Origin of the sequence: Citricoccus sp. K5 (assembly GCF_902506195.1) — a bacterium.
In the GTDB taxonomy this organism is placed as follows: domain Bacteria; phylum Actinomycetota; class Actinomycetes; order Actinomycetales; family Micrococcaceae; genus Citricoccus.
Genome location: NZ_LR732817.1, coordinates 2,041,664 through 2,068,269 on the forward strand (window position 1 = coordinate 2,041,664; position 26,606 = coordinate 2,068,269).

At 69.8% G+C, this 26,606-nt stretch carries 25 protein-coding genes; 11 read left to right on the forward strand and 14 right to left on the reverse strand.

Annotated elements, in window-relative coordinates; genetic code table 11:
* Positions 1–87: 87 nt before the first annotated feature.
* The 4 genes from BOSE125_RS09030 to BOSE125_RS09045 form a co-directional block, all read right to left on the reverse strand.
* On the reverse strand, positions 88–1,491 hold the full coding sequence (locus BOSE125_RS09030; protein ID WP_159551878.1) for a GntP family permease: 1,404 nt from the start codon (positions 1,489–1,491) through the stop codon (positions 88–90).
* Between the two features lie 113 nt (positions 1,492–1,604).
* Positions 1,605–2,135: a gluconokinase gene (locus BOSE125_RS09035; RefSeq protein ID WP_159551880.1), complete on the reverse strand. Its 531-nt coding sequence runs from the start codon at positions 2,133–2,135 to the stop codon at positions 1,605–1,607.
* Positions 2,135–3,277 carry a 4-hydroxy-3-methylbut-2-enyl diphosphate reductase gene (locus tag BOSE125_RS09040; RefSeq protein ID WP_236557900.1) on the reverse strand — a complete coding sequence of 381 codons (1,143 nt, stop codon included), beginning with the start codon at positions 3,275–3,277 and terminating at the stop codon, positions 2,135–2,137. Before BOSE125_RS09040 ends, BOSE125_RS09035 begins: the two co-directional genes overlap by 1 nt.
* 54 nt (positions 3,278–3,331) lie before the next feature.
* Complete coding sequence (locus tag BOSE125_RS09045) at positions 3,332–4,315, reverse strand: hypothetical protein (RefSeq protein ID WP_159551882.1); 984 nt, start codon at positions 4,313–4,315, stop codon at positions 3,332–3,334.
* Positions 4,316–4,440: 125 nt separating this feature from the next.
* Here BOSE125_RS09045 and xseA point away from each other — a divergent pair, with 125 nt between their 5' ends.
* Together xseA and BOSE125_RS09055 are read left to right on the forward strand one after the other, a co-directional pair.
* The gene (xseA, locus tag BOSE125_RS09050) at positions 4,441–5,739 is read left to right on the forward strand and encodes an exodeoxyribonuclease VII large subunit (RefSeq protein WP_159551884.1); all 1,299 of its coding nucleotides are present in this window, start codon (positions 4,441–4,443) and stop codon (positions 5,737–5,739) included.
* Positions 5,736–6,020, forward strand: a complete 285-nt coding sequence (locus tag BOSE125_RS09055; protein WP_159551886.1) for an exodeoxyribonuclease VII small subunit — start codon at positions 5,736–5,738, stop codon at positions 6,018–6,020. Before xseA ends, BOSE125_RS09055 begins: the two co-directional genes overlap by 4 nt.
* Positions 6,021–6,039: 19 nt before the next feature.
* Here the strand turns inward: BOSE125_RS09055 and BOSE125_RS09060 are convergent, their stop codons facing one another.
* Positions 6,040–6,609, reverse strand: a complete 570-nt coding sequence (locus tag BOSE125_RS09060; protein ID WP_159551888.1) for a type 1 glutamine amidotransferase domain-containing protein — start codon at positions 6,607–6,609, stop codon at positions 6,040–6,042.
* 208 nt (positions 6,610–6,817) lie between these two features.
* Here BOSE125_RS09060 and BOSE125_RS09065 point away from each other — a divergent pair, with 208 nt between their 5' ends.
* Positions 6,818–8,179 (forward strand): OFA family MFS transporter, encoded by a 1,362-nt coding sequence (locus BOSE125_RS09065; RefSeq protein WP_159551890.1) that lies wholly within the window; start codon positions 6,818–6,820, stop codon positions 8,177–8,179.
* Positions 8,176–8,370: a hypothetical protein gene (locus tag BOSE125_RS09070; protein WP_159551892.1), complete on the forward strand. Its 195-nt coding sequence runs from the start codon at positions 8,176–8,178 to the stop codon at positions 8,368–8,370. The genes BOSE125_RS09065 and BOSE125_RS09070 overlap by 4 nt, the downstream gene beginning before the upstream one ends.
* A gap of 109 nt (positions 8,371–8,479) precedes the next feature.
* On the opposite strand, the gene BOSE125_RS09075 is transcribed toward BOSE125_RS09070, so the two are convergent.
* From BOSE125_RS09075 to BOSE125_RS09090, 4 genes are all read right to left on the reverse strand, one after another.
* On the reverse strand, positions 8,480–9,379 hold the full coding sequence (locus BOSE125_RS09075) for a PPK2 family polyphosphate kinase (RefSeq protein WP_159554975.1): 900 nt from the start codon (positions 9,377–9,379) through the stop codon (positions 8,480–8,482).
* A 10-nt stretch (positions 9,380–9,389) separates the two neighbouring features.
* Complete coding sequence (locus tag BOSE125_RS09080; protein ID WP_159551894.1) at positions 9,390–10,622, reverse strand: pyridoxal phosphate-dependent aminotransferase; 1,233 nt, start codon at positions 10,620–10,622, stop codon at positions 9,390–9,392.
* Positions 10,623–10,711: 89 nt separating this feature from the next.
* On the reverse strand, positions 10,712–11,836 hold the full coding sequence (locus BOSE125_RS09085) for a hypothetical protein (protein ID WP_159551896.1): 1,125 nt from the start codon (positions 11,834–11,836) through the stop codon (positions 10,712–10,714).
* The gene (locus tag BOSE125_RS09090; RefSeq protein ID WP_159551898.1) at positions 11,833–12,261 is read right to left on the reverse strand and encodes an NUDIX hydrolase; all 429 of its coding nucleotides are present in this window, start codon (positions 12,259–12,261) and stop codon (positions 11,833–11,835) included. Before BOSE125_RS09090 ends, BOSE125_RS09085 begins: the two co-directional genes overlap by 4 nt.
* Before the next feature lie 93 nt (positions 12,262–12,354).
* Between BOSE125_RS09090 and BOSE125_RS09095 the strand changes: the two genes are divergently transcribed.
* The 4 genes from BOSE125_RS09095 to BOSE125_RS09110 all read left to right on the forward strand — a co-directional run bounded on the left by BOSE125_RS09095 (position 12,355) and on the right by BOSE125_RS09110 (position 17,249).
* Positions 12,355–14,229, forward strand: coding sequence for a tetratricopeptide repeat protein (locus BOSE125_RS09095; RefSeq protein ID WP_159551900.1), 1,875 nt, complete (start codon positions 12,355–12,357; stop codon positions 14,227–14,229).
* Between the two features lie 126 nt (positions 14,230–14,355).
* Positions 14,356–14,904, forward strand: coding sequence for a hypothetical protein (locus tag BOSE125_RS09100; RefSeq protein ID WP_159551902.1), 549 nt, complete (start codon positions 14,356–14,358; stop codon positions 14,902–14,904).
* A gap of 27 nt (positions 14,905–14,931) precedes the next feature.
* Complete coding sequence (locus tag BOSE125_RS09105; RefSeq protein WP_159551904.1) at positions 14,932–16,554, forward strand: cell wall metabolism sensor histidine kinase WalK; 1,623 nt, start codon at positions 14,932–14,934, stop codon at positions 16,552–16,554.
* Entirely contained in the window at positions 16,551–17,249 is a 699-nt protein-coding gene (locus BOSE125_RS09110; RefSeq protein WP_159551906.1) for a response regulator transcription factor, read from the forward strand. Before BOSE125_RS09105 ends, BOSE125_RS09110 begins: the two co-directional genes overlap by 4 nt.
* 47 nt (positions 17,250–17,296) lie before the next feature.
* On the opposite strand, the gene BOSE125_RS09115 is transcribed toward BOSE125_RS09110, so the two are convergent.
* The 3 genes from BOSE125_RS09115 to BOSE125_RS09125 all read right to left on the reverse strand — a co-directional run bounded on the left by BOSE125_RS09115 (position 17,297) and on the right by BOSE125_RS09125 (position 20,126).
* Complete coding sequence (locus BOSE125_RS09115) at positions 17,297–18,520, reverse strand: phosphotransferase (RefSeq protein ID WP_159551908.1); 1,224 nt, start codon at positions 18,518–18,520, stop codon at positions 17,297–17,299.
* A gap of 17 nt (positions 18,521–18,537) precedes the next feature.
* Complete coding sequence (locus BOSE125_RS09120; protein WP_159551910.1) at positions 18,538–19,245, reverse strand: hypothetical protein; 708 nt, start codon at positions 19,243–19,245, stop codon at positions 18,538–18,540.
* A gap of 254 nt (positions 19,246–19,499) precedes the next feature.
* Complete coding sequence (locus tag BOSE125_RS09125) at positions 19,500–20,126, reverse strand: GNAT family N-acetyltransferase (RefSeq protein WP_159551912.1); 627 nt, start codon at positions 20,124–20,126, stop codon at positions 19,500–19,502.
* A 130-nt stretch (positions 20,127–20,256) separates the two neighbouring features.
* Between BOSE125_RS09125 and BOSE125_RS09130 the strand changes: the two genes are divergently transcribed.
* The 3 genes from BOSE125_RS09130 (at position 20,257) to BOSE125_RS09140 (ending at position 22,369) form a co-directional block, all read left to right on the forward strand.
* Positions 20,257–21,051 carry a 5-formyltetrahydrofolate cyclo-ligase gene (locus BOSE125_RS09130; RefSeq protein ID WP_159551914.1) on the forward strand — a complete coding sequence of 265 codons (795 nt, stop codon included), beginning with the start codon at positions 20,257–20,259 and terminating at the stop codon, positions 21,049–21,051.
* A 46-nt stretch (positions 21,052–21,097) separates the two neighbouring features.
* Entirely contained in the window at positions 21,098–21,490 is a 393-nt protein-coding gene (locus BOSE125_RS09135) for an FmdB family zinc ribbon protein (protein ID WP_159551916.1), read from the forward strand.
* 246 nt (positions 21,491–21,736) lie between these two features.
* A complete protein-coding gene (locus tag BOSE125_RS09140) occupies positions 21,737–22,369 on the forward strand; it encodes a hypothetical protein (RefSeq protein WP_159551918.1) in 633 nt (210 codons plus the stop codon).
* A 6-nt stretch (positions 22,370–22,375) separates the two neighbouring features.
* Here BOSE125_RS09140 and BOSE125_RS09145 read toward each other — a convergent pair whose 3' ends face one another.
* Both BOSE125_RS09145 and BOSE125_RS09150 read right to left on the reverse strand, forming a co-directional pair.
* Positions 22,376–22,633, reverse strand: a complete 258-nt coding sequence (locus tag BOSE125_RS09145; RefSeq protein WP_159551920.1) for a hypothetical protein — start codon at positions 22,631–22,633, stop codon at positions 22,376–22,378.
* A complete protein-coding gene (locus BOSE125_RS09150; protein WP_201301167.1) occupies positions 22,620–26,588 on the reverse strand; it encodes a DEAD/DEAH box helicase in 3,969 nt (1,322 codons plus the stop codon). Before BOSE125_RS09150 ends, BOSE125_RS09145 begins: the two co-directional genes overlap by 14 nt.
* Positions 26,589–26,606 lie beyond the last annotated feature (18 nt).

The window sequence follows — 26,606 nt, forward strand, 5'->3', positions numbered from 1 at the left end:
CTAATTGCCCCCGCATCGCTGGAAACGCGGGTAATTAGTGCGACTCAGTTGTTCTGGAGGCTGTTGTTGAGGCAGGCGTCGGGGACGTCAGCCCATGGCGCCTGCGAGGGCGAAGATCGCCCAGGCGATCACGAAGCCCATGACGCCGATGAGGGTCTCCAGCACGGTCCAGGTCTTCAGGGTGGTCTTGACGTCCATCCCGAAGAACCGGCCGACGAGCCAGAAGCCCGAGTCGTTGACGTGGGAGACCACCACCGAGCCGGCACCCAAGGCCAAGACCATGGCGGCCAGTTGGACGGCGTTGTAGTCCGCGGCGGCCACTCCGGCGCTCACCAGGCCGGCGGCGGTTGTCAGGGCCACGGTGGCCGAGCCCTGAGCGATGCGGAGCACGGCCGCAATGATGAAGCCAGCGAGGATCAACGGCACGCCCAGATCGGACAGGGAGTCCTCCAGGGCGTCACCGATACCTGAGGTGCGCAGCACGGAGCCGAACATGCCGCCGGCGCCGGTGACGAGGATGACGGAGCACACCGGGCCGAGGGCGCCCTCGAGGGTCTTCTCCAGGACGGACTTGTCGGTGCCGCGGGCCCGGCCCAGGGCGACCGTGGCCACCAGCAGGGTGATCAGCAACGCCACGGGGGTCTCTCCCAGGACGCGCAGGACCTGGAACCAAGTGGATTCGCCCGTGCCTTCGGACAGCATGCCGCCACGGTTGAGGGTGTCCAGGCCGGTGTTGAGGAAGATCAGGATCATCGGCAGCAGCAGGACCAGGACCACGGTCACGAACCGCGGCGGGTTCTCCTCCTGCTCCTCATCCGCCCGGCCGAGCAGGGAGGGCACCGGCAGCTGCCAGCGCCGGCCGGCCCAGCGGCCGAAGAGATAGCTGGTCACGTACCAGGTGGGCAGGGCCACCAATAGACCGAGGAGCATCACCAGGCCGACGTTGGCCTCGAAGAACGTGGCCGCGGACACCGGTCCCGGGTGCGGGGGCAGGTAGATGTGCATGACGGAGAAGGCACCGGCCACCGGCAGCCCGTAGGACAACACAGATCCGCCGAGGCGGCGCGCCACGGCGAAGACGACGGGCAGCATGACGACCAGGCCGGCGTCGAAGAAGATGGGGAAGCCGAACAGCAGGGAGGCGACGCCGAGGGCGAAGGGGGCTCGTTTCTCACCGAACCAGCCGATGAGGGTATCTGCCAGGACCTTGGCGCCGCCGGACATCTCCACGAGCCGGCCGAGCATGGCTCCCAGGCCCACCAACAGGGCGACGGTGGCCAGGGTGCTGCCGAAGCCCTCCGTCGCGGTGGAGACCACGAGGTTCGCCGGGATGCCCGCGGCGAAGGCGGTCAGGACACTGACGAGGACGAGCGCGGGGAACGCGTGCATCCGCAGGTACATGATGAGGAACAGCAACAGCACGATCGCCGCGGCGGCGATACCGAGCAGTGGTCCGGCCCCCAGGGTAGGGGTCCATTCTTCGATGGTCATGGGTGGGCCTTCGGGTCGGAGCGCAGCCCGGCGGCCCGGTCAGGACGGGGGCTTCAGCGCATGGTGGTATAGCGCTTGCCGCCCCGGCTCCCGGTGGTCAACGGCCGGCGGCCTCAGAGGCCGGCGACGATGGTCAGCGCCTGTTCGACAAGCTCGTCCACACTACCGGAGTTGACCAGCACCGCTCCGTCCTCGTCCGTCCCGAGTTCCTCGAGTGTCGCGAGCTGGCTGGGCACCAGTGAGGCAGGCATGAAGTGGCCCAGGCGGTGTTCCATGCGGTCCGTGATGACCGCCGGATCGCAGGTGACGTGCAGGAAGAACACCCGGCCGGAGGCCTGGCGCAACACGTCGCGGTAGGTGCGCTTGAGCGCCGAGCAGGTGACGATGGTCCCGCCGGCATTGGCCGCAGCATCCATCCAGTCACGGATGGATTCCAGCCAAGGCGCGCGGTCCTCATCGGTCAGCGGGGCCCCGGACCGCATCTTCTCGATGTTGGCCGGGGAGTGGAACTCATCGGCCTCCGCGTAGGCGCGGTTCAACTTTTCGGCGAGGCGCTCGGCCAGCGTGGTCTTGCCCGAGCCCGAGATTCCCATCAGGACCAGGTGGACACGCTCCTGCACCGCCGTCGGTGTACCGGATGCCATCAGTGGGCGGTGTTGGTACGGCGACCGCCGAGGGAGCGGTCGTTGTCCCCGACCTTCTTCATCTCGGCGCGGAGCTCCTTGGGCAGCGAGAAGATGATGTCCTCCTCGGCCGTGACGACCTCCTCCACGGAGCCATAGCCGTACTCGGCGAGCAACGTGAGCACGTCCTGCACCAGTACCTCCGGGACGGAGGCCCCGGAGGACAGGCCGACGGTGGCCACGCCCTCGAACCAGGACTCGTCCACCTGGTTGGCGAAGTCCACGCGCTCAGCACGCTGTGCCCCGTACTCCACGGCCACTTCCTTGAGGCGCACGGAGTTCGAGGAGTTCGCGGAGCCGACCACGATCACGAGATCGCAGGACGGTGAGATCTTCTTGATGGCGGCCTGGCGGTTGGAGGTCGCGTAGCAGATGTCATCCGAGGGCGGGTCCTGCAGGTTCGGGAACCGCTCGCGCAGGATGGAGACGATCTCTAGGGTCTCGTCCACGCTCAGGGTCGTCTGGGACAGCCAGATGAGATTGTCCGGATCCTCCACCTCAACGGCCCGGGCCTCCTCCGGATTGTTGATGATGGTGGTGTGCTCTGGAGCCTCACCGTAGGTGCCCTCGACCTCTTCGTGGCCCTCGTGGCCGATCAGCAGGATGCTGCGGTTCTGCTTGGCGAACCGGACCGCCTCGCGGTGCACCTTGGTGACCAGCGGGCAGGTGGCGTCGATGGTCTGGAGGTTGCGCTCAGCGGCCTCGTTGACGACGGCCGGGGACACCCCGTGGGCGGAGAACACGGTCAGCGCGCCCTCCGGCACCTCGTCCAGTTCCTCTACGAAGACCACGCCCTGCTGCTCGAGGGTGTCCACCACGTGCCGGTTGTGGACGATCTCCTTGCGCACGTAGACGGGCGCCCCGTGGTGCGCGAGGGCCTTCTCCACGGCGATGACGGCGCGGTCCACACCCGCGCAATAGCCGCGCGGCGCGGCCAGCATGACCTTCTTGTCCCCGCTCACGACGGCGGCGGCCTCCACATCCTCGCGGGTGCGGCGGGCACGGGGTACCTGGGGCAACCCGATGGCGACCGGCGAACCGGCGGTGGGGGCGGGGGTGGCAGCGGCTGCTGAGGGAGCGGCTGCTGAGAGAACGGCGGACATATGTTCCAGTCTACCGGCGTACCCGGCACGGGCCACCCGCGGGTGAGGCACGTCTCAATGCCCGGCACGGTCCCGGGAACGCAAGCCGGAGGTCAAGCCCACGAGCAGGCCGAAGGCGGCGACCACTCCGCCCCCGATGATCAGTATCAGAGTGTCCGGCATCGCGTAGCCACGGATCCCCTCCAGCAGCGAGTCCGCGGCAACCCGGGCGATGCCCTCCAGGCCTGCGTCAGGCTCCATCCGCCCCAGCGCCCACCGGCTGATTCCTCCGGCAGCCAGGGCCGTCAGGCCGGCGACGAACAGCGGGACGCCCTTCCGGCGGCGCGGTGCCGCCCACAGCGCCAGCAGAGCCACCACGACGGCTGTACCGGCCAGCCAGGGCCAGCGGTACAGGTTCTCCACGATCAGCACGACGACGTCCGTGGGCACCGCGTCCGGGTCCGGGACGGCGAGGTCCACGGACAGCACAGACTCCCCCGCTTCCTCATTCCCGGCTTCTTGCCCGCCTGCCAGGCCCTCACGCAGCGTCTCCGCCACCGCCTCGCCGCCCGGCACCCCGGAGAGGGCCTCGGCCAGCCGGTCCACCCCGAGTTCCACGAGCGGTGCGGCCTGCAGGTGCACGGTGCCGGACCCAGCGGCTTCCGCGCCACCAGCACCCGGGGTGCCGGCCGGCGTCGTCCCCTCGGTGGCCAGACGGTCGAGGCGGTCGACCCAATCGAGTCGGGTCTCCTCCAGGACCGCAGACCAGGCCGCTGGGAAGCGGTCGTCCTCGACCAGTCCGCTGGCGGCCCCCTCCACGAGCCGGGAGGCGGCGGACTGGGCGAATCCGGGCATCCCGTCCGGCAACTGGTCCTCGACGAGCGAGCTGATCTCTCCGGGCAGATCCTCCTGCAACTGTGGGTCTTCGGACATTGGGCCGGCGATCTGCTGCAGGGGATCCGGGGTGTGGACGAGGGCCTCCGTCCGGGCACCCACGAGGGACAGTGCGGCGAGTAGGCCGGCGAGCGCGGCCAGCAGGATGGACAGTACCGTGCGCATGATGGCTCCGTTCGCGCGGGCAGAGTGGGTGGACGTGGCCTACGGTGGCACAGTTCGGGCGTATCCCGTCCTAGCCTAGAGAGAGAATGGCGTGACTACCCTGCCACCGAGGAGACACAGTACGCATGGACGACCAGCCGTCACCGGCACCCCTCCCGGCCACCGCCTCCGGGACCGCGCCGGATGCCCCGTGGCCGTTGCGGGTCCTCTCGGAGAATCTCAAGAAGTACTTCGAGCGTGCTCCGGAAGCCTGGATCGAGGGACAGCTGATCGAGTTCAAGGTGATCCGCGGCAATGCCTGGATGACCCTGCGTGACCTGGACGAGGACTACTCGCTGCCGGTGACCGCCTGGCGGAACGTTGCCTCGACTCTGGAGGGCGCGGTCGAGCAGGGGTCCCGAGTGGTGGCGTGCGTCAAGCCCAGCTTCTACACGAAGACCGGCCGGCTGAACATGATCGCCTCCGCCATGCGGCCGGTCGGCATCGGGGACCTGCTGGCCCGGGTGGAGAAGCTCCGCCGGACACTGGAGGCCGAGGGCCTGACCTCGGCGGCCCGCAAACGGCCGCTGCCCGCGCTGCCGAACCTGATCGGCCTGGTCACGGGCAAGAACTCGGATGCCCTGAAGGACGTCATGCGCAACGCCCACCTGCGCTGGCCGGAGGCCCGCTTCGAAATCCGCGAGGTGGCCGTGCAGGGGGCGAACGCGCCGCGGGAGGTGATGGCCGCCGTCGCCGAGCTGGACGTCCACCCGGAGGTGGACGTGATCATCATCGCGCGCGGTGGGGGCGCGCTCGAGGAGGTCGTGCTGCCGTTCTCGGACGAAGCCCTCGTCCGCGCCGTGGCCGCCACGCACACGCCGGTGGTCTCCGCCATCGGGCATGAGGCCGACCGCCCCGTACTGGATGACGTGGCCGATGTCCGGGCCTCCACCCCCACGGACGCCGCCAAGCGGGTGGTCCCGGACGCCACGCTCGAGCGTGAGGCGATCTCCGCAGCCCGGATGCGCCTGGCCTCCGGAGTGGAACGCCTGGTGGTGCAGGAGGCCCAGTCCCTGCAGGCCCTGCGCACCCGGCCTGTGATGGCCCAACCGGAACGCCTGGTGGACGAACGCGCACAGGACCTGGAACGGTGGCGGGGGCGGGCCCGCACCTCGCTGTCCGGCCGGCTGGATCGGGAGCACGACGCCGTAGGGCACCTGCGCGCGAGGGTCCGGTCGCTGTCCCCCCAGAAGACCCTGGACCGCGGCTACGCGGTCGTCCAACACCAGGGTGAGGTGGTCCGCCACGCTGGCCGGGTCGCCACCGGGGACCGATTGGACATCCTGGTGGCCGCCGGCCGGATCGGCGCCACCGTCACGGATACCACCGATCCCGCTGATCCTGCCAACCACACCGCAACCACGACCGCCGAGGAGACCGCATGAGCGACGCGACCGAGAACACCCACCCCTCCACCCCGGGCCCGGAGGGAGCCGCCGTAGAGGGGTTCTCCGCTGCGGACACCTCGGACATCGCCACCCTCAGCTATGAACAGGCCCGGTCCGAACTCGTCGAGACGGTGACCCGGCTCGAGACCGGCGGGGCCGGCCTGGAGGAGTCCCTGGCCCTCTGGGAGCGCGGCGAAGCCCTCGCGGACCGCTGCGAGGAGTGGTTGAACGGGGCCCGGGCGAAGCTCGACGAGGTCCGGGCCAAGACGGCCGACTGAGCCGCTTGACCCGGCCGAATCAGGTGGTCTGGCCGGAGTGCTTCCCCTCGGCGAACTCCTCCACCATCTTGGCGTTGAAGGCGTCCAGGTCACCCGGGTTGCGGCTGGTGGTTAAGCCCTGGTCCACCACCACCTGCTCGTCCACCCAGGTGGCGCCGGCGTTCTTCAGGTCCTCGGACAGCGAGTGGTAACTGGTGAGCTTGCGCCCCTGGACCACACCGGCATTGATGAGGGTCCACGGCGCGTGGCAGATGGCCGCCACCGGCTTGTGCTGGTCGAAGAAGCCGCGGACGAAGCCCTGGACACTGGCGTCCACACGGAGTGCATCCGCGTTCAGGGTGCCGCCGGGCATGACCAGGCCGTCGAAGTCCGAGGCCGAGACGGAGCCTGCGGCGTGGTCGACGGTGAAGGTGTCCCCGTGCTCCCAGTCGCCGTTCATGGCGGTGATGGTGCCGGATTCGATCGAGACGAGCCGGGGCTGTCCCCCGGCGGCGATGACGGCCTCCCACGGCGAGGTGAGTTCGACCTGCTCCACCCCACGGGTGGCGAGGAAGGCAATGGACTTTCCCTGGAGTTGCTGAGTAGTCATGCCCCACCCTAAGCACGTTCCCCCGGGGCCAGTGCAAGCCCTGTTCGCCGCGGGCGGGGACGTATCCCCTTCATTGACCCCGTGGTATCCCGGGGCTAGCCTCTGCAAGGTTAGAAACGAAAATGTCATGAGCATCACTCAGACAACGCAACCGCCGGTTGATCAGGCACCTCTGATCAACGGCGACCCGGAGAGGGACCGCACCGTCATGCCCAACGTCCTTGATCGAGAGGCCATTGTCGCCCCTCGACAATTCAACCGCTGGCTCATCCCGGCCGCCGCACTGGCGATTCACCTGTGCATCGGCCAGGTGTACGCCTTCAGCGTCTTCAAGATCCCGATGATGGGCCATTTCGAGGCCGGCGACGTGGCGGTCGGCTGGATCTTCTCCGTGGCCATCGCCATGCTCGGCCTGTCTGCGGCCTTCGGAGGCACGTGGGTCGAGCGTTCCGGACCGCGAAAGTCGATGGTCGTGGCCGGCAGCTTCTGGGTCGTCGGCTTCCTCGTCGCCACCGTGGGCATCGCCACCGGTCAGCTCTGGCTCGTCTACCTCGGCTACGGCGTGATCGGCGGCATCGGCCTCGGCATCGGGTACATCTCCCCCGTGTCCACGCTGATGAAGTGGTTCCCCGACCGTCCCGGCCTGGCCACCGGCCTGGCGATCATGGGCTTCGGCGGTGGCGCGTTGATCGCCAGCCCGATGTCCAACAGCCTGATGGCTCTCTTCGGTGGTGGCACCGAGCCGGAGCAGCTCCAGAGCGGTCTGATGCAGACCTTCCTCACCCTGGCCATCGTCTATGCCGTGGTCATCGCGCTCGGTGCCTTGGTGATCCGTGTTCCCCACCCGGATTGGAAGCCTGCTGGCTGGAACCCGTCGGAGGCCGCCGCCAAGCCGATGCAGACCACGGCGAATGTGTCTGCCAGTTCGTCCATCAAGACTCCGCAGTTCTGGCTGCTGTGGATCGTGCTGTTCTGCAACGTGACCGCCGGCATCGGCATCCTGGAGAACGCCGCCCCCATGATCCAGGGGTACTTCGATTGGATCACCCCGGCCGCCGCCGCCGGCTTCGTGGGTCTGCTGTCCATCGCCAACATGGCCGGCCGCTTCGTGTGGTCCACCACCTCGGACTACTGGGGCCGCAAGAACAACTACATGATGTACCTCGGCATCGGACTGGCCATGTACCTGATCATCGCTCTGATGGGCGGGGCCAACCTGGTGGTCTTCATCGTCGCCACCATGGTCATCATCTCCTTCTACGGCGGCGGGTTCTCCACGGTTCCGGCGTACCTGAAGGACATGTTCGGCGTCTTCCAGGTCGGCGCCATCCACGGCCGCCTGCTGACCGCCTGGTCCGCGGCAGGCATCGCAGGGCCACTGATCGTCAACAGCCTGATCGAGTCCCAGGCCGCGGCTGGCAAGACCGGTGCCGACCTGTACACGGTCTCGCTGTTCATCATGGTCGGCCTGCTGGCCGTCGGTTTCATCGCCAATCTGCTGGTCCGTCCAGTGGCCGAGAAGCACCACATCTCCGAGGACGAGATCCGCGAGAAGGAGCATGCCAAGTGAGCACCCGCAACGAGAACACCCCGGACAGCCGGTCCCACGCCGAGGCGGCGGCCGGCGGAAGCAGCCCGGCCATGGACACCGGCGGCACCTACCGCGCCGTGGCCGTCTTCCTCGCCGTGATCGTCGTCGCCGCCCTGGCGTACGGCCTGGTCCAGACGGCGATCAAGGCCTCTGCCCTCTTCACCGGCTGAGGCCGAACACCACGGGCGCCAACGACCACCGACGATCGGACCGGGGGCCATGCACTGACACCAGTGCACGGCCCCCGGCCCGTCCGCATGCCGCAGAATCAGTCGGGTATCAGCTGGCGGCGAGACGCTGCTGCTCCGCCGCCACGTCGAAATCGGCCGGCGGCCAATCGAGGCCCATGCTCTCCAGCACCGTGATCATCAGCTCCTGGACGGCGATCCGGGAGTACCACTTGCGGTTGGCCGGGACGATGAACCAGGGAGCCTCATCGGTGTCCGTCTCAGCGATGGCGGCCCGGTACACCTCCATGTAGTCGTCCCAATAGGCGCGTTCGTCCACGTCCGAGGGGCTGTACTTCCAGAACTTTTCCGGGCGCTCCAGGCGTTCGGCCAGGCGCTCCTTCTGCTCGTCCTTGGACAGGTGCAGCATCACCTTGATGATGCGGGTACCGCCCGCCACCAGTTCCTGCTCGAACGCACGGATGTCCGCGTAGCGTTGCTCGATCTCCTCCGTGGAGGTCAGGCCGCGGACCCGGTGGATCAGCACGTCCTCGTAGTGGGACCGGTCCCAGACGCCCACATAGCCGTCCTGAGGGACGTGCGGACGGATGCGCCAGAGGAAGTGGTGCGTCTGTTCCTCCTCGGTCGGCGCCTTGAAGGCTGCGTCTTCCACGCCCTGGGGGTCCATGGCGCCGACCACGTGCCGCATGATCCCGCCCTTGCCGGCGGTGTCCATTGCCTGGACCACCAGCAGCAGGGAGAGGCCCCGCCCGTGCTCGTCCAGCGTTCCGGCCACGCCGTTGGCGTAGAGCAGTTCCTGGAGTTCGGCCAGCCGTTCGGCGCGGGCCTCGAGGGTGGCCTCCCCCTCCGCCTTGCCACCGAGATAGCCCGGCTTGGTGTCCGGATCCACGTCGAGCGGACCCAGGGCTGCCGCGGGTGTCCCCGTTGATCCGGATGTCTCCTCCGTGGTGCGGGCCCGCAGCGCACGCCACGGGTCCAGAGTGAACTCCATCACGTGCCGTTTAGCGCTCACGGTAGTCCTCCAGAAAATCGGCGATGCGGCCGATGCCCTCCTCCAGGTCCCGCACGTTCGGCAGCGTGACGAGGCGGAAGTGGTCGGTGTCCGGCCAGTTGAAGGCGCGGCCGTGGGAGACCAGGATCTTCTGGGCCCGCAGCAGCTCGATGACGAACTTCTCGTCGTCCTCGATCCGGTAGACCTCCGGGTCCAGCCGCGGGAACAGGTACAGGGCGCCCTGGGCCGGCTGCACGCTCACCCCGGGGATCTCGGAGAGCAGCTTCTGCGCCAGGTTGCGCTGTTCCAGCAGCCGACCGCCCGGCAGGATGAGGTCGTTGACGGACTGGTAACCGCCCAGGGCGGTCTGGATGGCGTGCTGGGCCGGGACGTTGGCGCACATGCGCATGTTGGCCAGCAGCGTCAGTCCCTCGAGGAAGTCCGTGGCCCGGTGCTTGGGCCCGGAGATGGCCACCCAGCCGGAGCGGAACCCGGCCACCCGGTAGGCCTTGGACAGTCCCGAGAAGGTCAACGTCACCACGTCATCGGACAGTCCGGCCGCGTTGATGTGGCGGGCGCCGTCGTACAGGATCTTCTCGTAGATCTCGTCACTCATCAGCACCAGGTTGTGCCGGCGGGCGATGTCCACGATCCCGTTGAGCACCTGGCGGGAGTAGACCGCCCCCGTGGGGTTGTTCGGGTTGATGATGACGATGGCCTTGGTACGGTCCGTCACCTTGGACTCGATGTCCTCGAGGTCCGGGGACCAGCCCTCCTCCTCCACGCAGCGGTAATGCACCGCGCTGCCGCCGGACAGGGTGGTGGCACCGGTCCACAGCGGGTAGTCCGGGGCGGGGATGAGTACCTCGTCGCCGTCGTCCACGAGCGCCTGCAGCACCATCGAGATCAACTCGGAGACGCCGTTGCCGATGAAGACGTCCTCCACATCGATGCCCATGACCCCGCGGGACTGGTAGTACTGGCTGACCGCGGTCCGGGCCGAATAGATGCCCCGGGAGTCGGAATAGCCCTGGGCATGGGGCAGGTGGGAGACCATGTCCTTGAGGATGGCGTCCGGGGCCTCGAAGCCGAACGGGGCGGGGTTGCCGATGTTCAGCTTCATGATGCGGTGGCCGGCCGCCTCCATGCGCTGGGCCTCTTCCAGGATCGGTCCGCGCACGTCATAGCGCACGTTGAGGAGCTTTGAAGACTGCTTGATCTGACCGGTCCGTGTCTTTGCCATGGGCCCCATCCTAGAACCGCGGGCCGGCGGATCGCGGGAGTGACGGCGGGATACTGCGGGTCCTCCCGCGACTGGCGACGGAGAGCCGGTCAGAACCAGTTCTCGGGAGTCTCCTCGAGTCCTGCGGACACGAGCCAGTACTGGGCGGCCTCCTCGCTGGGGAGGCGGTCCGATCCGGTGGCGAGCCGCTGGAGTTCGGCCAGCATCTCACCGTCGAGTTTCCCCGCCACTTCGTTCACCGCGTCCGACGCTCCCTCGGGCAGGACGTCCGGCTCGGCCACCATGAGCACGCGCCCCTCCGGAAGCACCCGGCCCGCGTCCCCGAGGGGTTCAAGGGCATGGTCCGGGATCGCCGGGTCGGTCCCGTACAGCAGCGCGACGTCGGCCCGTCCGGTCACCAGGTCCGCGGCGGCTCCGGCGTCCCCCTCCTCGATCCACTCGGCCGGTTCGCAGCCGGCCAGCGCGTCCAGCCGTTCGCCGTGCACGGCCGCTGCGGCGGCCGGGGCGAACACCATCCGGTCGCACAGGCCGTTGAGGTCGGTGAGGTCCTCCATCTCGTACAGCCCGGACAGCGCCGTGGTGGTGACCGCCTGCAGCCGCATGGTGCCGGAGGACGCTCCAATCACCTCGGTGTCCTCGGGGAAGTACTCGGAGACCATGGCGGTGGTGCCTTGGGCATCTGCTGCCGGCCGCCCCTCAGGCAGGGGCGTGGGCGAGCCCGTGGCGGTCGGATGGCCGGTCGGGGAGGCCGGGGCCGGGTCCGACGGCGTCGCGCTGGGTGACGCTGTCGCGCTCAGCGCGGCGCTGGGGCCGGCTGCGGACGGGGATCCGACGCCGGATGCCGAGGGCGACGGGGACGGCGTCGGGATCTCCCCGGCGAGCAGGTCCGGAACGAGGTGTGTGGCCATGGCGAGGGTGTCCACCACGGCGACCTGCTGTTGCCCGGCCGCGCCCCAGGGCTCAGCGGACGGTTCCCCCACGGCTGCGGGGATGCCCTTGTTCTCGAGGTGGCGCACCAGCACCACGGCCAGCAACTGTTCCTCCGGTCTGGACCCCGTGATGACGGAGACGGGCGTCTGGGTCGGGGAGGCCGTGGCCGCAGGGGTTCCCTCGGCAGTCGGGTCGTCATGGCCCGGAGCGGTCGTGCAGCCGGCCAGGGCGCCTGCCGCCAGCGCGGTGGCCGCGATCAGGCCGCCGACTCTCTTGGCCCTCATCGGCTGACTCCGGCGAGCTCGAGGGCACGCTGGACAGTTGGCGAGGTGCGGTGGCGGTGCAGCTCCGCGAGGGGGATCCAGGCGGCGTCGATGGAGGAACCGTCCACCTCTGGACGCAGTTCGCCGGAGACGATGGCGGCCCGGTACAGGACCTGGACGGTCAGCAGGGGGCGTCCGGGGTGGGAGATGCGGTGGCCGGCCACGATGGTGCGGCTGGTGACGCCGAGCAGCTCACCCAGTTCGGCCTGGTAGCCGGTCTCCTCCAGGATCTCCCGCACGCAGGCCTCGTGCGGCTGCTCCCCCAGTTCCACCTGGCCGCCGGGCAACGTCCAGATGTTCTCGGTGGGCCCCTCCCATAGGCTCAGCAGCAGTGCACGGTCACGGATGACGACGCCGTAGGCGCCGACCCGGCTGTCGAAATCCATGCTCACCAGTCTAGATGTTGGGGACGGGCGCGTCTGGAATACTGGATGGGTTGCAGAGCACACAGGAACGACATGGGATCACGAAGGGCTGGGATGACCGAGCACGACGGCGCTGAGCCGACGCCGGAGTTGCCGGATGACCTCACGGCCCGCCTGAACGCGGTCCTGGCCCGCCGTTCGCTGACGGGAGGGCCCCAGGGGGAGCCGGACACGGCTCGCGGCTGGCTGGATGTCTCCTACGAGGCCGCCTACGCCGAGGACCTGGCCCGTGCCTCCCGTGCCGCTGAGACCGGCCTGACGGCCCCCGGCGGACACGACCCGGTCAACCGCGCCAGCCTGTACCGGGCCTTGGCTTCCGTGGCCGCCCTGACCGGCGACCACGCCGCCGCCACCCGTCACATCGCCGACCGCGCCCGGGTCCTGGCCGAGTCCGGCTACCCGCACCAGGCCCGATTGGAGGCCGAGCTCGGCACCATGTTGCTCCGTGAGCCCGAATCGTTCGAGGCCACCGTGCTGGAGGGCGTGCTGGAGGGCGAGCGGACCCGGTCCGCCCACTCCGTGGATACCGTGCTGCCGGACGTGCTGGTGGCCCTGGCGGTCCGGCACGTCGAGGACGGCCGGTTCGATCCCGCCGTCGACTTGCTGGAGGAGTGCCTCGAGATCCTCGACGCCCGGCTGGCGGCCGGCGTACCGGTACCCCCTGAGTCGTTGGCGTCCACGCGGATGTTCCTGGCCCACGTCCACCTGATGGGCCACGAGCCGGAGAGGTCCGCCAAGGTTGCCGACGAGGTCCTCGCCGGCCAGGCCAACCGCGCCGTGCGGGCCGCCATGTGGATGCTCAAGGCCGTCGTCGCCCATGAGCGGGGGGATTCCGCCACTGCCATCCTCGATGCCCTGCGCTCTGTGGAACTGCACGCCGCCGCGGGAGTGCGCAAGGGTGCCGCCTCGGCCGCGGCGCTGCTGGCCGGCATGGCGGACGACGCCGGCGACCAGCAGGCCTCCATCCTCGCCTGGAAGGTGGCCGTGGCCCAGGCCGAACAGGGGGAGGTCCCGGAGGCCTCGGACCTGACGCTCGCCCTGGGGCACCAGTTGCTGGAGGCCGAGGAGCATGCCCTCGCCGAACGCGTGCTGGCCGGTCTGGTGCGCCGCGAGGAGGCCGCCCGGCGGTTGCCCGGCCTCGCCCGCGCGTTGGTGGACCTGGGCCATGCGGCCCGTCACCAGAACCGGCCCGCAGAGGCCCTGGAGCACTGGGGCCGGGCCGCCACCCTGTTCGAGCAGGCCGGGGCCACCGATGAGGCGGCCCGCATGTACCTCGCCTCCGGCGCCCTGCTGAACCGGCAGGAGAAACCGGAGGAGGCCGCCGAACGGTTCTCCCGTGCCGTGGACCTTGCCCGCCAGGACGAAGGTCCCGATGGGCCTGAGGACAACGATCCCGCGGTGCTTCCCCAGGCCCTGCACGCCCTCGGGCATGTCCTGTGCGAGTTGGGCGAGGAGCGCGGGGTCGCCCTGCTGGACGAGGCCATCGCCCTGGCCCAGGACTCCTCCGCGTCCTGGTATGAGGCCGACTTCACGGACACCCGGGCCCGCGGCCTGTGGGCCCTGCGCAAGGGTGCGGCAGCCGTGTCCTCCGCCCTCACGGCAGCTGACCTGTTCGCCGCCTCGGAGGACGCCATGGCCTCCTCCAACGCCGAGCTGTTTGCCGCCTACGTCCTGCTGGAGCAGGAGCGTGCCGAGGAGGCGGCCTCCCTCTTCCGGATGATCACCGAGCAGGAGGACACCGCCCGGTACCTGAGGATGGCCGCCTGGCTCGGGCTGGCCCAGTCCCTGGACCTGTCCGGGGACGAGGAGGGCGCCACGAAGGCACGCCTCGAGGCCGATGCCGCCGCCAGTACGGAGGATCCCGACGACGAGACCGGCCAGGCTGGCACGGCGGACAGCGGCCTGGACAGCGACCCGGAGACCGACTGACCGACGCCGTTGGACGCGGCTGGTCCGACCTGGCCTGACCTGTCCCCCGCTATCTTTCACCGGTTTCTCATGCGGCCGGGGCCGTTTCTCATCTTGGACTCATGATCACGCGCGATCATGGAGGGCATGAAGAACGCCGGGAAGGGACTCAAGGCCACCGTCATCATGATGGTGGTCGCGGTCATGGCAGCACTGGGCATCGCCGTGGTCTCCGCTCAACCGAGGCCGGTGGACCTCGGCGCGATGATCGCCGTGAGCGATGCCCCGTCCGCGAGCGAGCGCAATGCTCCGTCCTCGGCCGGCGTCGCCTCCACTCCGCCCGGCACCACCGCCTCCCCCTCTACTTCTGCCTCCCCTTCGCCGTCTCCGTCTCCGTCTTCATCCGGCAGCTCGTCCGGAGCTGCCGCCGAGCCCCCGTCGTCTCGGGTCAAGATCTCCTCCAAGCCCGGTCCGTCGACCACCGCACCGGACGGGTCCGGTTCCGGGTCCAGTGGATCCGGAACCGGTGGCTCTGGTTCCGGTGGTACCGGCTCTGGCTCAGCTCCCGCCGTGCCGGCTCCCCAACCGGTGCCGAACCCAGCACCCCAGCAGCCCACGTACGACGACGATGACGACGACTGGGATGATGACGACGACGATGACGACTGGGAGGATGACGATGATGACGACGACTGACCGCCACCGCATTCCCGGAACGTGGCGATGACCACTCCCCCGGGAACGCACCCAGCGTCGCCGGCCCGGGAGCAATCCCGGGCCGGCGGCCGTTTGCGGACCCTTGGAGCCCTGGTCACCAACTGGAGTGCCCTGCCAGTGCGCACCCGGGTGGTCGCCCTGCTGGTCTTCCTCACCGCCGTGGCGCTGCTGCTCTCCGGGGCGACGGCCTACGCGCTGCAGCGCAGCGGCATGGCCCGGCAGGTCGACGACTCCCTGACGCGGTCGGTCCAGGAATTCCGCATCCTCGCGCAGGAGGGCATCGATCCGGCCACCGGCGAGCCGTTCTCCGCCTCCGACCAGTTGGTGTTCACGGCCATGCAGCGCACCCTGCCGGCCCAGCACGAGGGCATGCTCGGATTCCAGGACGGGGAGATCAGTTGGACGGCGTCCTCCGCCGTGGAGCTCCGCCTCGAGTCGGACCCCGAACTCGTGCGGTGGGCCGCGGACCAGCTCGGTTCGGACCAGGTGGCCATCCAGACGATCACCACCGCCCAGACCACCTACCGGGCCGTTGCCGTGCCCATCCACTTCGACAACGACTCGGCGCCGTCACTGATGCTCCTCGCCTACGACTTCTCAGCCGAGCTCGGCGACCTGGACAGCACCTTCCTGACCTACGGCCTCGTCGGCTTCGGCGTCATGATCGTGGTCGGCGTGGCCGGATGGCTCCTGGTGGGCCGGCTGCTCCATCCCCTGCGTATCCTGCAGTCCACGGCAGCGGAGATCTCCGGAACTGACCTTCGGCGCCGCGTCCCGGTCTCCGGCCAGGACGACGTGGCCGAGCTGGCAGAGACCTTCAACGAGATGCTGGACCGCCTCCAGGGAGCCTTCTCGTCCCAGCGGCAATTGCTGGACGACGTCGGGCACGAGTTGCGCACCCCCATCACCATCGTCCAGGGGCACCTGGAGTTGCAGGATGCCGAGGACGCGGCCGACGTCCGCGAGGTACGGGAGATCGCCCTCGACGAACTGGACCGGATGCGGCTGCTGGTGGACGATCTCGTCACCCTGGCGAAGTCCGGCCGGCCGGACTTCGTCGATACCGAACCGACCGACGTCGGGACCCTCACCCGGGATGTGCTGGGCAAGGCCTCCCCTTTGGGACCCCGGATCTGGACCCTGGACCACGCGGCCGACGTGACCGTGTCCCTGGACGCCCAGCGCATCACGCAGGCCTGGCTGCAGCTGGCATCCAACGCGGTGAAGTACTCGGAGGAGGGCTCCAAGGTCTCCCTCGGCTCGCAGGCGCTGTCCGGCACCCTGCGCCTGTGGGTGCGGGACCAGGGCATCGGCATCCGACCCGAGGACCGGGAGGGCATCTTCGAGCGTTTCGGGCGGGGCTCCAACAGCACCCGAGCGGAGGGCTCCGGACTGGGGCTGAACATCGTCACGGCGATCGTCCAGGCCCACGGCGGCAGCGTGGACGTCCAGTCCGCGCCGGGCATCGGATCCACCTTCTACATCGACCTGCCGCTGGACGGTCCCGTGGACGGTCTTCTGGACGGCCTTCCGGACGTCACCGAGCTTGATGGAGCGGACGGCGGCCACCTCCGGCAGGTAGGTTCTCCAGTGAGCAAGACTTCCCACCCCAAGGACGGTGCGGCGTGAGCCAAATCCTGATGATCGAAGACGAGCCGCGGATCAGTTCGTTCGTGGCCAAGGGCCTCAAGGCCGAGGGCCTGGCCACCACCGTGGCCGCCACCGGGCGCGAGGGACTCATCCTGGCCTTGACCGGCGGCTTCGAGCTCGTCATCCTCGACCTCGGCCTGCCGGACATGGACGGCTTCACGGTGCTGGAGAAGATCCGGGCCCAGGACCCGGGCCTGCCGGTCATCATCCTGACGGCGCGGGCCTCCGGGGAGGACACCGTCACGGGGCTGACCTCCGGGGCTGACGACTACATGCCCAAGCCGTTCCGCTTCGCCGAGCTGGTGGCCCGCGTGCGGTTGAGGCTGCGCTCCGAGGGCCACCCGTCCTCCGCCCCGGCAGACCCGGTGCTGCGCCACGCGGACCTCGAACTGGACCCGATCCGGCATGTGGCGGCCATCGGCGGGGTTGAGGTGGACCTCTCCGCCCGCGAGTTCTCCCTGGCCGAGACCTTCCTGCGACATCCCGGCCAGGCCCTGAGCCGCGAGCAGCTGCTGTCCCGGGTGTGGGGCTACGACTTCGACCCGGGCTCCAACGTGGTCGACGTCTATGTGCGCTACCTGCGCAACAAGCTCGGCGTCACGCGGTTCACCACCGTTCGCGGCGTCGGCTACCGACTGGTGGACGAGAAGGACTACCGGCCCGCTGACGACTGAGGCGGGTCTCAGGGCCTGGAGAACTGGAGGTCTGAAGGTCCAGAGGTCTAGAGGTCCAGGAGCGATTCGGCGATGTCCAGCCGCTGCCGGGCCGATCCCTGCCAGTCCCGCCGACCCGAGTCCCGCGCACCGGCCACCAGGGACAGCGCCACCGCGGCGGAGCGGCAGGCCAGCGCCGCTGGATCGACTCCGGCTGTGAAGTGCCCGTGGAAGCGCCGCAGGGCCTCGTCCACGTGGACGTATCGGTGGTCGACGGCCGGCAGCACGGCCAGGTGCCCCAGGAAACAGGCCAGGTCGTCCACCCGGTGGCCCGGTCCCGCACCGTCGATGTCCAGCACGCAGCTGATGCGGTTCTGCTGCACCAGCAGGTTGGCCTCGTAGAAGTCGCCGTGGGTGGGCACCACCGGACCACGGTCCGTGACGGACAGTTGCCGCTGCAGGTGATCCACGAGGGACCGGATCCGCCGGGCCTGGTCCGGCAGGGCGGTGGCTGCGGCGTGCCCGTAGTCGGGTGTGCGGTCAGACCAGGCATCGCGCCGCGGCAGTTCCAGCAGGTCGGCCGGCATCCGGTCCAGGATCCCCACGACGTCGGCCGGTTCCACCTGCCGTGCCCCGTTCGCCATGATCGCGTTGGCCAGGACCTCGCCCTCGCCCTGCTCGAGGGCCAGCACGTCGGCGACCGGCGGGCCGAGGACCACGGGTACCGGAACCCCGGCCGCCGCCAGCAGCGTGTGGCGATGGTGGAGCCGGGTGGCCAGCCCGGCGCGCATGACCTTGAGGAAGAGGGTGCGGCGCCCGGAAGCGCCGGGAGTCCCCGGGACGCCGGTCACCACCGCGCGCAGGACGGCTCGACGCAGCGGGCGGTAGCTGATGGTCTGCAGGTCCACCAGCGTCCCGCCGCGCCCCCAGAGGGCAGCCACTGATGTCGGATCGGACGCCAGCGCCAGGCCGGTGAGCAACGGGTCATGCGGATGGAACCAGGCCGACCAGGTGGCGTCGCCGTCCACGCCTGCCGCCAGGACGTCGTCGTCCGGCACGGCTTCTGCAGTCAGGGCGACGAAGAGTTCCTCCGACTCGTCCCCGTTGACGCGGACACGGAAGACGCCGGTGGCCCCGGCGCCGGGACGGTGCTGGAGGTCGACGAGCTCGGCGTGATCGAGGTGAAAGCCCTGCCCGTCGAGGACCTCTCCCAAGCGGCCTCGGACGGCTGCTGAGGACAGGTACTGAACCTGCCGATGCTCTGCTTCGTCCCGGTGCGCGCCCTTGCGCATCGGTGCCAGCCCGGGTCTCAGACGGCCCGGCGGCGTTCCAGGACCTTGTCCAGGTCCAGGGTGCGGTTGGCCGTGGCCTCGACCTTGGCGCGGTACTCCGCGGAGACGCCGGACTTCAGCTTGACGCCGGGGCTCGCCAGCGGGGCCTCTGGCTTGGGCAGGGGAGCAGGCACCACCCGGTGGGCCTCTGCGGCGTCAAGGTAGGTGGGGCGCGGGACGGACGGCAGGGCCGAGGCGCTCTCGTCTGCCCCAGCGTCACGGGACACCTGTTCGGTGACGTGCTCGGCGGTCGGCGCGGTGGCCGGCTTCTCAACGGGCTCAACCGCAGCAGCCCGTCCGGAGGTGGAACCGGCGGCCGCATCGAACACGCGGGTCGGTCCGGCCGCTGGCGCGGTGGGTTCGGCGGCCGGCAGGCCGGGATTCATGGCGTCTTCGAAGGCGCTCTCGATCCGACGGTCCTTGCGCTTCTTGCGGTCCCGGAGGGCCAGGGCACGCAGGGTGACCACGCCGGCCACGGCGACGGCTGCGGCGATGCCCGAGACCAGGAGGGTCCCCGCGCCGAAAGCGGCGGCGATGCCGGTCCCGAGGAACGTGAGGGTGGCCAGCACGGCAACGGCGGCGATGATGGTCCGGTCCCACTTGACGCGGAACCCGGAGGCTGACTCCTTCGCGGCGTCCACGGGACGGGCGTTGTTCCGAGGCATGGACTGGGCGGTGCGCTTCATGGTCTTCCTCCGGTGGCTCCTGGGCTGGGGCTCCTTGTTCGCCCTCCGGTAGATGGCTATCAACCACGCCACCACCAGTGCACACAGCACCAGTGATCCGTGCAGGTGAACGTCCGGAAGGTAGCCCAGTGCAAGGCTGAGCGACTCCTCAAGACTACCTGTGCCTGCATCCACCCCTCAAACGGTACCGGTCGCGAACTACACCGGTGTGATTCACCGCGGTTTGCCTGCCGTGTCGCCGCAATTCGGGCTCGTCAGCACCCCTCCCACCGGGCGAGCAGTCCCTCCGGGACCTCGGGAGCGGTCAGGGCATAGGCATCGTGGTCCCGCCAGGCCCCGTCGATGTGCAGGAAATCCCGGCGCATCCCCTCATGCCGGAAGCCGAGCTTCTCCACCACTCGCCGGCTGGGAACGTTCTCCGGCCGGATGTTGATCTCCATCCGGTGCAGCCCCAGGGTGGTGAAGCAGTAGTCGGTAGCCAGCGCCACGGCGGTCGGCACGAGCCCCTGCCCGGCCCGGGCCTGGTCGATCCAGTAGCCCAGCGAGGCCGAGAGCGCCGAACCGCGCACGATCGAGGACACGCTCAACTGCCCGGCGATCACCGGCACTCCGGCGGCGGACGTCCGCACGCAGATCAGCCACGGCAGCGCCGTCCCCTCCTTGCCGGAGCGGTTGAGGACCTTCACCATCTCGCCGTAGCTCTTCAGGGCGGTGGCCGGCTCGGGGTTGGTGGCGTCCCAGCGGCGGAGCCAGTCCCGGTTGCGGGCCCGCAGCGAGGTCCACTCCTCCTGGTCCCAGCGGCGGAACGGTCGCAGCACAAGATCTCCGTGTTCCAGGGACACGGGCCAGCGATGGGTCCGGGGGGTGGCGGCAGGCGGCATGTGCCTGATCCTAGGTCCGAGGGGCGATGCCCGTCCCGCGCCTCACTGTGCGGCATAACTTTCAGGAGAGAGTGAAACTCATCCTCGCCCCGCAAAGTCGGGTGGTTCCGGGGCGAGGCACAATGGGAGCGTGTCGTTCAACCAGTCGTTCAACCAGTCAGCCTCCACCCCGTCGCCGGAGGGAGGAGAGGCCCAGTACTCCGCGTCGCTGACCGGGAACCGGGGCGAGAGCCCGGAGGAGGTGCTGACGCACCGAAAGCAGGATTTCCGCACCCTGTGGCGGGCCCGCCGGCGTGAGCTGGACCCGGCTGATCGCGCCGCCCAGTCTGCCGACCTGACCTCCACCATCCTCGACTGGTACCTCCCACGGGCGCAGCACCGCCGCGTCGCCGCGGTGCTGTCCTACGGTGCCGAGCCGGACACCGGAGCGCTGCTCGAGGCACTGCACGGGGCCGGCGTCGAGGTCCTGGCCCCCATCACGGAGCCCGAGCGGCAGCTGTCCTGGACCGCCTGGCATCCCGGCGTGGAGGTGGCCCGCAGTTCGGTGGCGCCGATCGACGAACCGGCGGGTGAACGCCTCGGCGTGGAGACCATGGAGACGGTGGACCTCGTGCTGGTACCAGCTCAGGCGGTGGACACCCGCGGTTTCCGTCTGGGTCAGGGCGGCGGCTACTACGACCGCTTCCTGGCCGCACTGTACCGCCAGCGTTCCGCTGCAAGCGCCTCCGGCAGGTCCAGCGATCCCAGCACGGATGCCAGCACCACGCCCGACGCCGGCTCGACCGCTTCCGCAGCCCCCGTCACGGTGGCCGTGGTGTTCCGGCACGAGCTGATGACGCGGGGCCAGGTGCCCACCTCGGAGTTCGACGAGCCGGTTGACGGAGCCGTCACGGCCGACGGCTTCACGTGGTTCGGTCAGGTGTAGACTTGGCACTCGAAACGTGAGAGTGCCAAATCGAGAGGACCGTCCGGTGCCCACCTATGCCTACGCCTGCAAGGACTGCGGCCATGAGTTCGACATCGTCCAGTCGTTCACGGATGATTCGCTGACCGCCTGCCCCGAGTGCGAGGGCACCCTGCGCAAGAAGTTCAACTCCGTGGGCGTGGTGTTCAAGGGATCCGGTTTCTACCGCAACGACTCCCGCGCCGAGGGCTCCGGCTCCAAGGCCTCCACCACGCTGGCCGCGGACAGCTCCTCAGGCAGCTCCTCGGACAGCGCCGCATCGAGCGGGTCGTCCACCTCCACCGATTCCGGCTCATCATCGTCGCCGTCCACGTCGGGCGCCGCCGCAGCCTCCTCATCCGGGTCCGGTGCGGCGTCGTCCAGCTCCTCAGGCAGTTCCTCCTCGGGTACCGCTGCCTAGTTCGCCTTCCTCCACAGCCGACCGATGACGGCTGCACCTCCACCGCTGGGGTGGGCGCGGTGGCCGGGCCTGCCGCGGTCCTGATGGGATCGTGACATGTCATCACCCACCACCGCGGCCCGGCGCTCCCGGGACTCTCCGCCCTCACCGCCCCGCTCCCGGAGACGAACCTCTCCTCGCCGTGAGCTGCGCCGGTATCGCCGCGCTGTGCGCCGGCGGATGGCCACTCCCCCACCTCCATACCTGGTGGAACACGACTCCAGCCGGTCACATCCTTCTCCCGGCGGATCCGCCGACGCCGATGTCGCAGCAGCAGCCGCCTCCTCGCGGCGGCGCACCCAGCTGAAACTGGCCCTGGCCTCCATCCCGCTCGTCCTGGCGGTCATCCTGCTCCTGGTCAATGCCTTGGGTGGCCCTGATGAATCAGGTGGCGCTGGTGGTTCAGGGGGATCAGTTGGTTCAGCTGGTCAGGAATCCCAAGCCGGAGCAGCAGCAGGTGACGTCGCCGTGGCGGCGGTGCAGGAGGGGCAGCGCCGAGCCTCTGCCGATGGCGGCGGCACTGTTGCTGGCGAGGCTGGTGAATCCGGCGAGAACGGAGAGGCCGGAGCTGCCGCAAGGCCCGAGGTTCCGGCCGGACATCGGGCCGTAGCCGTGAGGTTCGCGAGCCCCGACGCCGTGGACCTGGCAGCGGCTGGAGACCGCATCGACATCGTGGGAACGGACGGAAGCGTGCTGGAGGCGAACGTCGAGGTGCTGCAGGACCGATCCACGGACCTGGCCACGGTGCTGGTCCTGGCCGTGACCGAGGAACGAGCCGCGGAACTGGCGGCGGCCGCGGTGAATCAGGACCTCACGCTCCTGGTGACACCGGAGCCGTAACTGGCGTCAGTCCCAGTGCGGCGGGCGCTGTTCGAGCAGCCAGCGCTCACGCTCGGACAGGTTGCGCTGGTCCGCGGACCGGGCTTCGCCCTGGCCGGATCCCGATGGCACCGAGGTGGCTGCCGTCGCTGAGGACTCGCCAACCGCCGGTTCGCCGAGGGTCGGCTCGGGCCCGTCGGCGAACGCCGGACCGGTGCCGGGCGCGTCGGCTCGTCGGGGACCGCGACGGCGAGCAACCGGGAGCTCTGAGTCAGCGGTTGCCATCGTCCTGGTGCCCGTCATCGCTCGCGTCCTCACGCTGTTGCTCGGCGGCGGCACCATCGAAGACCGCACCGTCGAACACCGCGTCGGACGATCCTGCCCCCTCCGGGGACTCCGGTGAACCCACCGACGAAGGGCCAGACGTCGCGTCCTCGGGGATGGACAAGTGCTCCGCAGGGCCAGGGCCGGCAGGTTCCACGGGGCCGTCTTCAGCCGAGGGCAGGCCCAGGAAGTCGGCGATGGTCCCGGCGCATCCGGCCGGGTCGGAGAAGACGTCGATGGTCCACAGGGCGTGGTAGCGCCAGCCGCTGCGCTCGAGCTGCTGCGGCACCTGACGGGACCGCTCGCGCACGGTCATCCCGCGGTACGACTCGGACCCGTCGGAGAACATGGCGACAGGGACGGCCTGTTCCGGGGAGGTCTGCGCCTCCCACGCGGGCAGGCCCAGGGGGTTCCAGACGGCCAGGTCGATGCTCCCGGCGAAGTTCGGCAGCACGGTGGCATGGCGATGAGCCAGGCGGTCGGACAGGTCCGCCACCAGCGGGTCCCGCGGACGCGGCGAGGTCGTGTGCCCGGTGTCCTTGAGGTAGGCCTCGAGCAGTCCGTAGAAGTCCGCGGCTCCGTTACCCAGCCGCTGGGGATCCAGGTCGTCCGGATGCACGCAGGTCAGCACGTGAAGGTGCTGGCGCGCACGGGTCAGGGCGGTGGCATAGAGCTCCCGGCCCCCGGCCTCCGAGAACGGCCCGAAGTGGTGCACCACGCGTCCGTGCGGGGTCCGGCCGTAGCCGAGGCTGAAGACGATGTGGTCCCGGACCACGCCGTGGGCCCGGGCCATGGGGGCCACCACGAACGGCTCCCGGTCCCGGTTGAAGAAGGCGGCGGCCCACGGGTTGTTGGGCAGGTTCAACCGGATCGCCTCGGCCACGCGGCGGGCATGCAGCTGGCTCGCGGTGATGACGGCCAGCGAGGCTTCCGGACGGTGACGGATGTGCTCGAACACCAGGTCCATGGTCCGGTTGACCTCGGCCACGGTGGATTCCACGCCCTCGTCGCCGGCGCCGGGCATGCCGGTCCCGCCGGGCAGGAATTCCACCCGCACGGGATGGTCCGCTCCGGTCAGCTCGGAGGCGCCGGGCAGCATCTCCAACATCGAGTCGTAGAGCTGTTCGCCCAGCAGACGGGTGAGTTTTCGCTCCAGCCCGCGGTGCATGGTGGTCAACCTGATGCTCGGCATCACCCGCATCAGGGCGGTGAAGGCCGAGTCCACCTCGCGCGGCAGCAGCACGGAGGCCGTCGGGTCCACGGAGACGTTGAAGGTCTTCGGTGAACCGGAGGTGCCGTCGCCGAAGGCCACCACCTGCTTGCCGCGGCTGATCGCGCCCAGCGCCGTGCTGAGGGCGAGGGACTCTGCGTCCAGCAGCAGGACGGCGTCGAAGCTCATGTCCGCCGGGAACTCGGCCAGGGCCAGCGGGGAGGTGGTCCAGGCCGGAACCAGGGACTGGAGCAGCTCCGGCTCAAGGCCGGACAGAGACTCCGGGTCCGGGTTGCCGTCCTTGAGCAGGGAGCGCAGCACGCGAGCCGAGGCTCGGTGCATGCCGGCAGTCCTGTTCCACCGCTGGGACATCTTCCAGTTCAGGCGCTGACTGCCGCCTTCCAGGTGGGCGGTGTCCGCGAGACGGTACTCCGCCTCGATCTTTCGCAGCGACTCGGCGTCCATCATGGCCAGGTAGTCGTCGCCGGAGATCATCGCCTCGAGCGCGGACTGCCACCAGGCCAGCTCGAGCTCGGCCCGCAGCTGGTCCGTCGGCACCTCCCGCTGCTGCAGGTCCGCCATGAGCTCCTGCAGGCCCTGCTCCCGCAGCTGGTCGCCGACGAGCGTGCGTTCGGGCAGCGTCTTGAGCGTGTCCTGGTCCGCCACGAGCCGGTCCAGGATCTGGCTGAGCTCGTCCATGGGCAGGTTCTCCAACCGGCCCGACTCCCGCCGCGGCTCGGCGAGGGCCCGCTGCAACCGGGCCATCTGGCCGGCCACCTCGGCACTCTTGGCCGAGAGGGCCTCCAGGCCGGCCGGCACAGAGGGGTGGCGCTTGGTGGTGGCCCAACGGGTCCACTCGGCGCGCTGGTCCTGCACGTCCACGAGCGCCTCGTGCAGGTCGGTGACGTGCACGCCCGGACGGATGTACTCCTTGGCCACTCGGCGGAGCCGTGACCGGGTCATGGAGGACATCTCGACGCCGTGCTGCTTGCGCCACTGCCCGGAGGCCGTGGCGGAGATCAGGTCCGTGACCGGGCGGTCGAAGATGTCCGGGGTGAACTGGTCCAGGGAACCGCGCACGGCGGAGAGCAGGTGGATCTGGCGGACCCAGTCGGCGAAGGTCCCCCCGGTGGCCAGCTGGGCCTGCTCGGTGGCCTGGTCCAGCTGCTCGCGCAGCACGGGCAGGGCGGCGGCCAGGTCCTCGGCCAGCCCGTAGGCGTCCTCGGTCTCCTGCACGTTGCGCAACCGGGCCCCGTACCAGGGGCTCTCCGTGGAGGAGCGGGAGAAGGCACCGAGTTCCCCGGCACGGATGAACGTCGCGGCGGTCTCGTCACGGTTGACGGTGGCGTCCAGCACGGAGCGCTTGAGGCGAACGGTGGTGGAGGGAGCCGGATCCATCGCGGTCAGCGAGGCCAGCGACTGCATAGCCTGGAAGGGCGAGCAGCCCCAGCGATCCCGCACGTTGTGCAGACTGCGCAGGTGGTCCCGCAACTGGTGGCGGCGCTCCACGAGGGTGGCGTTGAGCCGGCTGGTTCCCGGTTCCTGGGCCCGCTCCACGCGCAGCAGGGCCTGGATGAGCTGACGGCGCATCAACTCGGGGGTGGCCGCAGCCGGGATGTCCAGCGCCAGCGAGTCCAGGTCCACGGAGCCCAGACGGCGCCGGAAGTCATCCAGGGTGGCGGTGCGCTCGGCCACCACGAGCACGCGCTTGCCGTCCCCGGCAAGCTGCGCCACGGCATTGGCCGCGGTCTGCGTCTGGCCCGTCCCGGGAGGGGTGACCACCACCAGGTCGTGGCCGGCGGCGATGTGGTCGAGGGCCCGCTGCTGGGACGGGTCCGCGTCCAGGATCAGGCTCTCGGCGGACGGCTCCCGCTCATCGACGGGCGGCAGCCCTGTCTCCGGCAGTTCCGCACGGCGCGGGACCATGCCCGAACCGGCGTCATACAGTGCGGAGACCACCGGATGGCTGGAGTCCACCACGTCCACGGACGCGGTGTCCGCCAGATCGGCGAAGGTGGACACGAGCAGGCGGTGCTCCACCACCAGCCCCCGGACCTCGCGTCCCTGTGAGCGCAGCATCTCCATGGCGGGCATGGGCTCGAGCTTGGCGGTGGCGTAGGCGGCGCGCAGGTAGTCGTCCGCGTCCAGCACGATCCCGTGGTGGTCCCGGAAGTAGCGGGCCAGGGCGGGGTTGAGCCGGGCCCGGTCAGAGATCTGCAGCTCGTAGTCGTCCTGTTCGCCCCGCAGCGTCAGGCTCAGCCGGGCCAGCATCACGGGCGCGGACATCTGCGTGGAGCGGCCGTCCTCGATGACGCGCCACGTCGCCAGGCCGGTGGCCAGGTACCCGACGTCGACGCCGCGGTCCTCGGCCAGCTCCTGGATCTTGCCTCGCAGCTGACGGGCCGCACCGCGGGCGTGAATGAACGCGTCGCCGTCCCGCAACAGGGTGGACAGGCGCGTGCGGCGCCCGGACATGAACTGGCTCAGCCCGGAGGGGTGGGAGTGCGAGATGTCGATGCTGTTCGCGCCGGACGGGGCGAAGCGCAGCATCGTGTCGTTCTCGGTGCCCGAGCCCAACGAGGCCAGCCACGCCGGGAAGGTGAGGCGGGAGTCGGACTCGGCAGGGCCGTCGTCGGGCAGGCCCGTGTCCCTGCCCCCGTGGAGGCGAGGCGCCGCGGGGCTCTGCTGGGGGTCCTGCTCAGTCACAGTTGTCCTTCCTGCCGC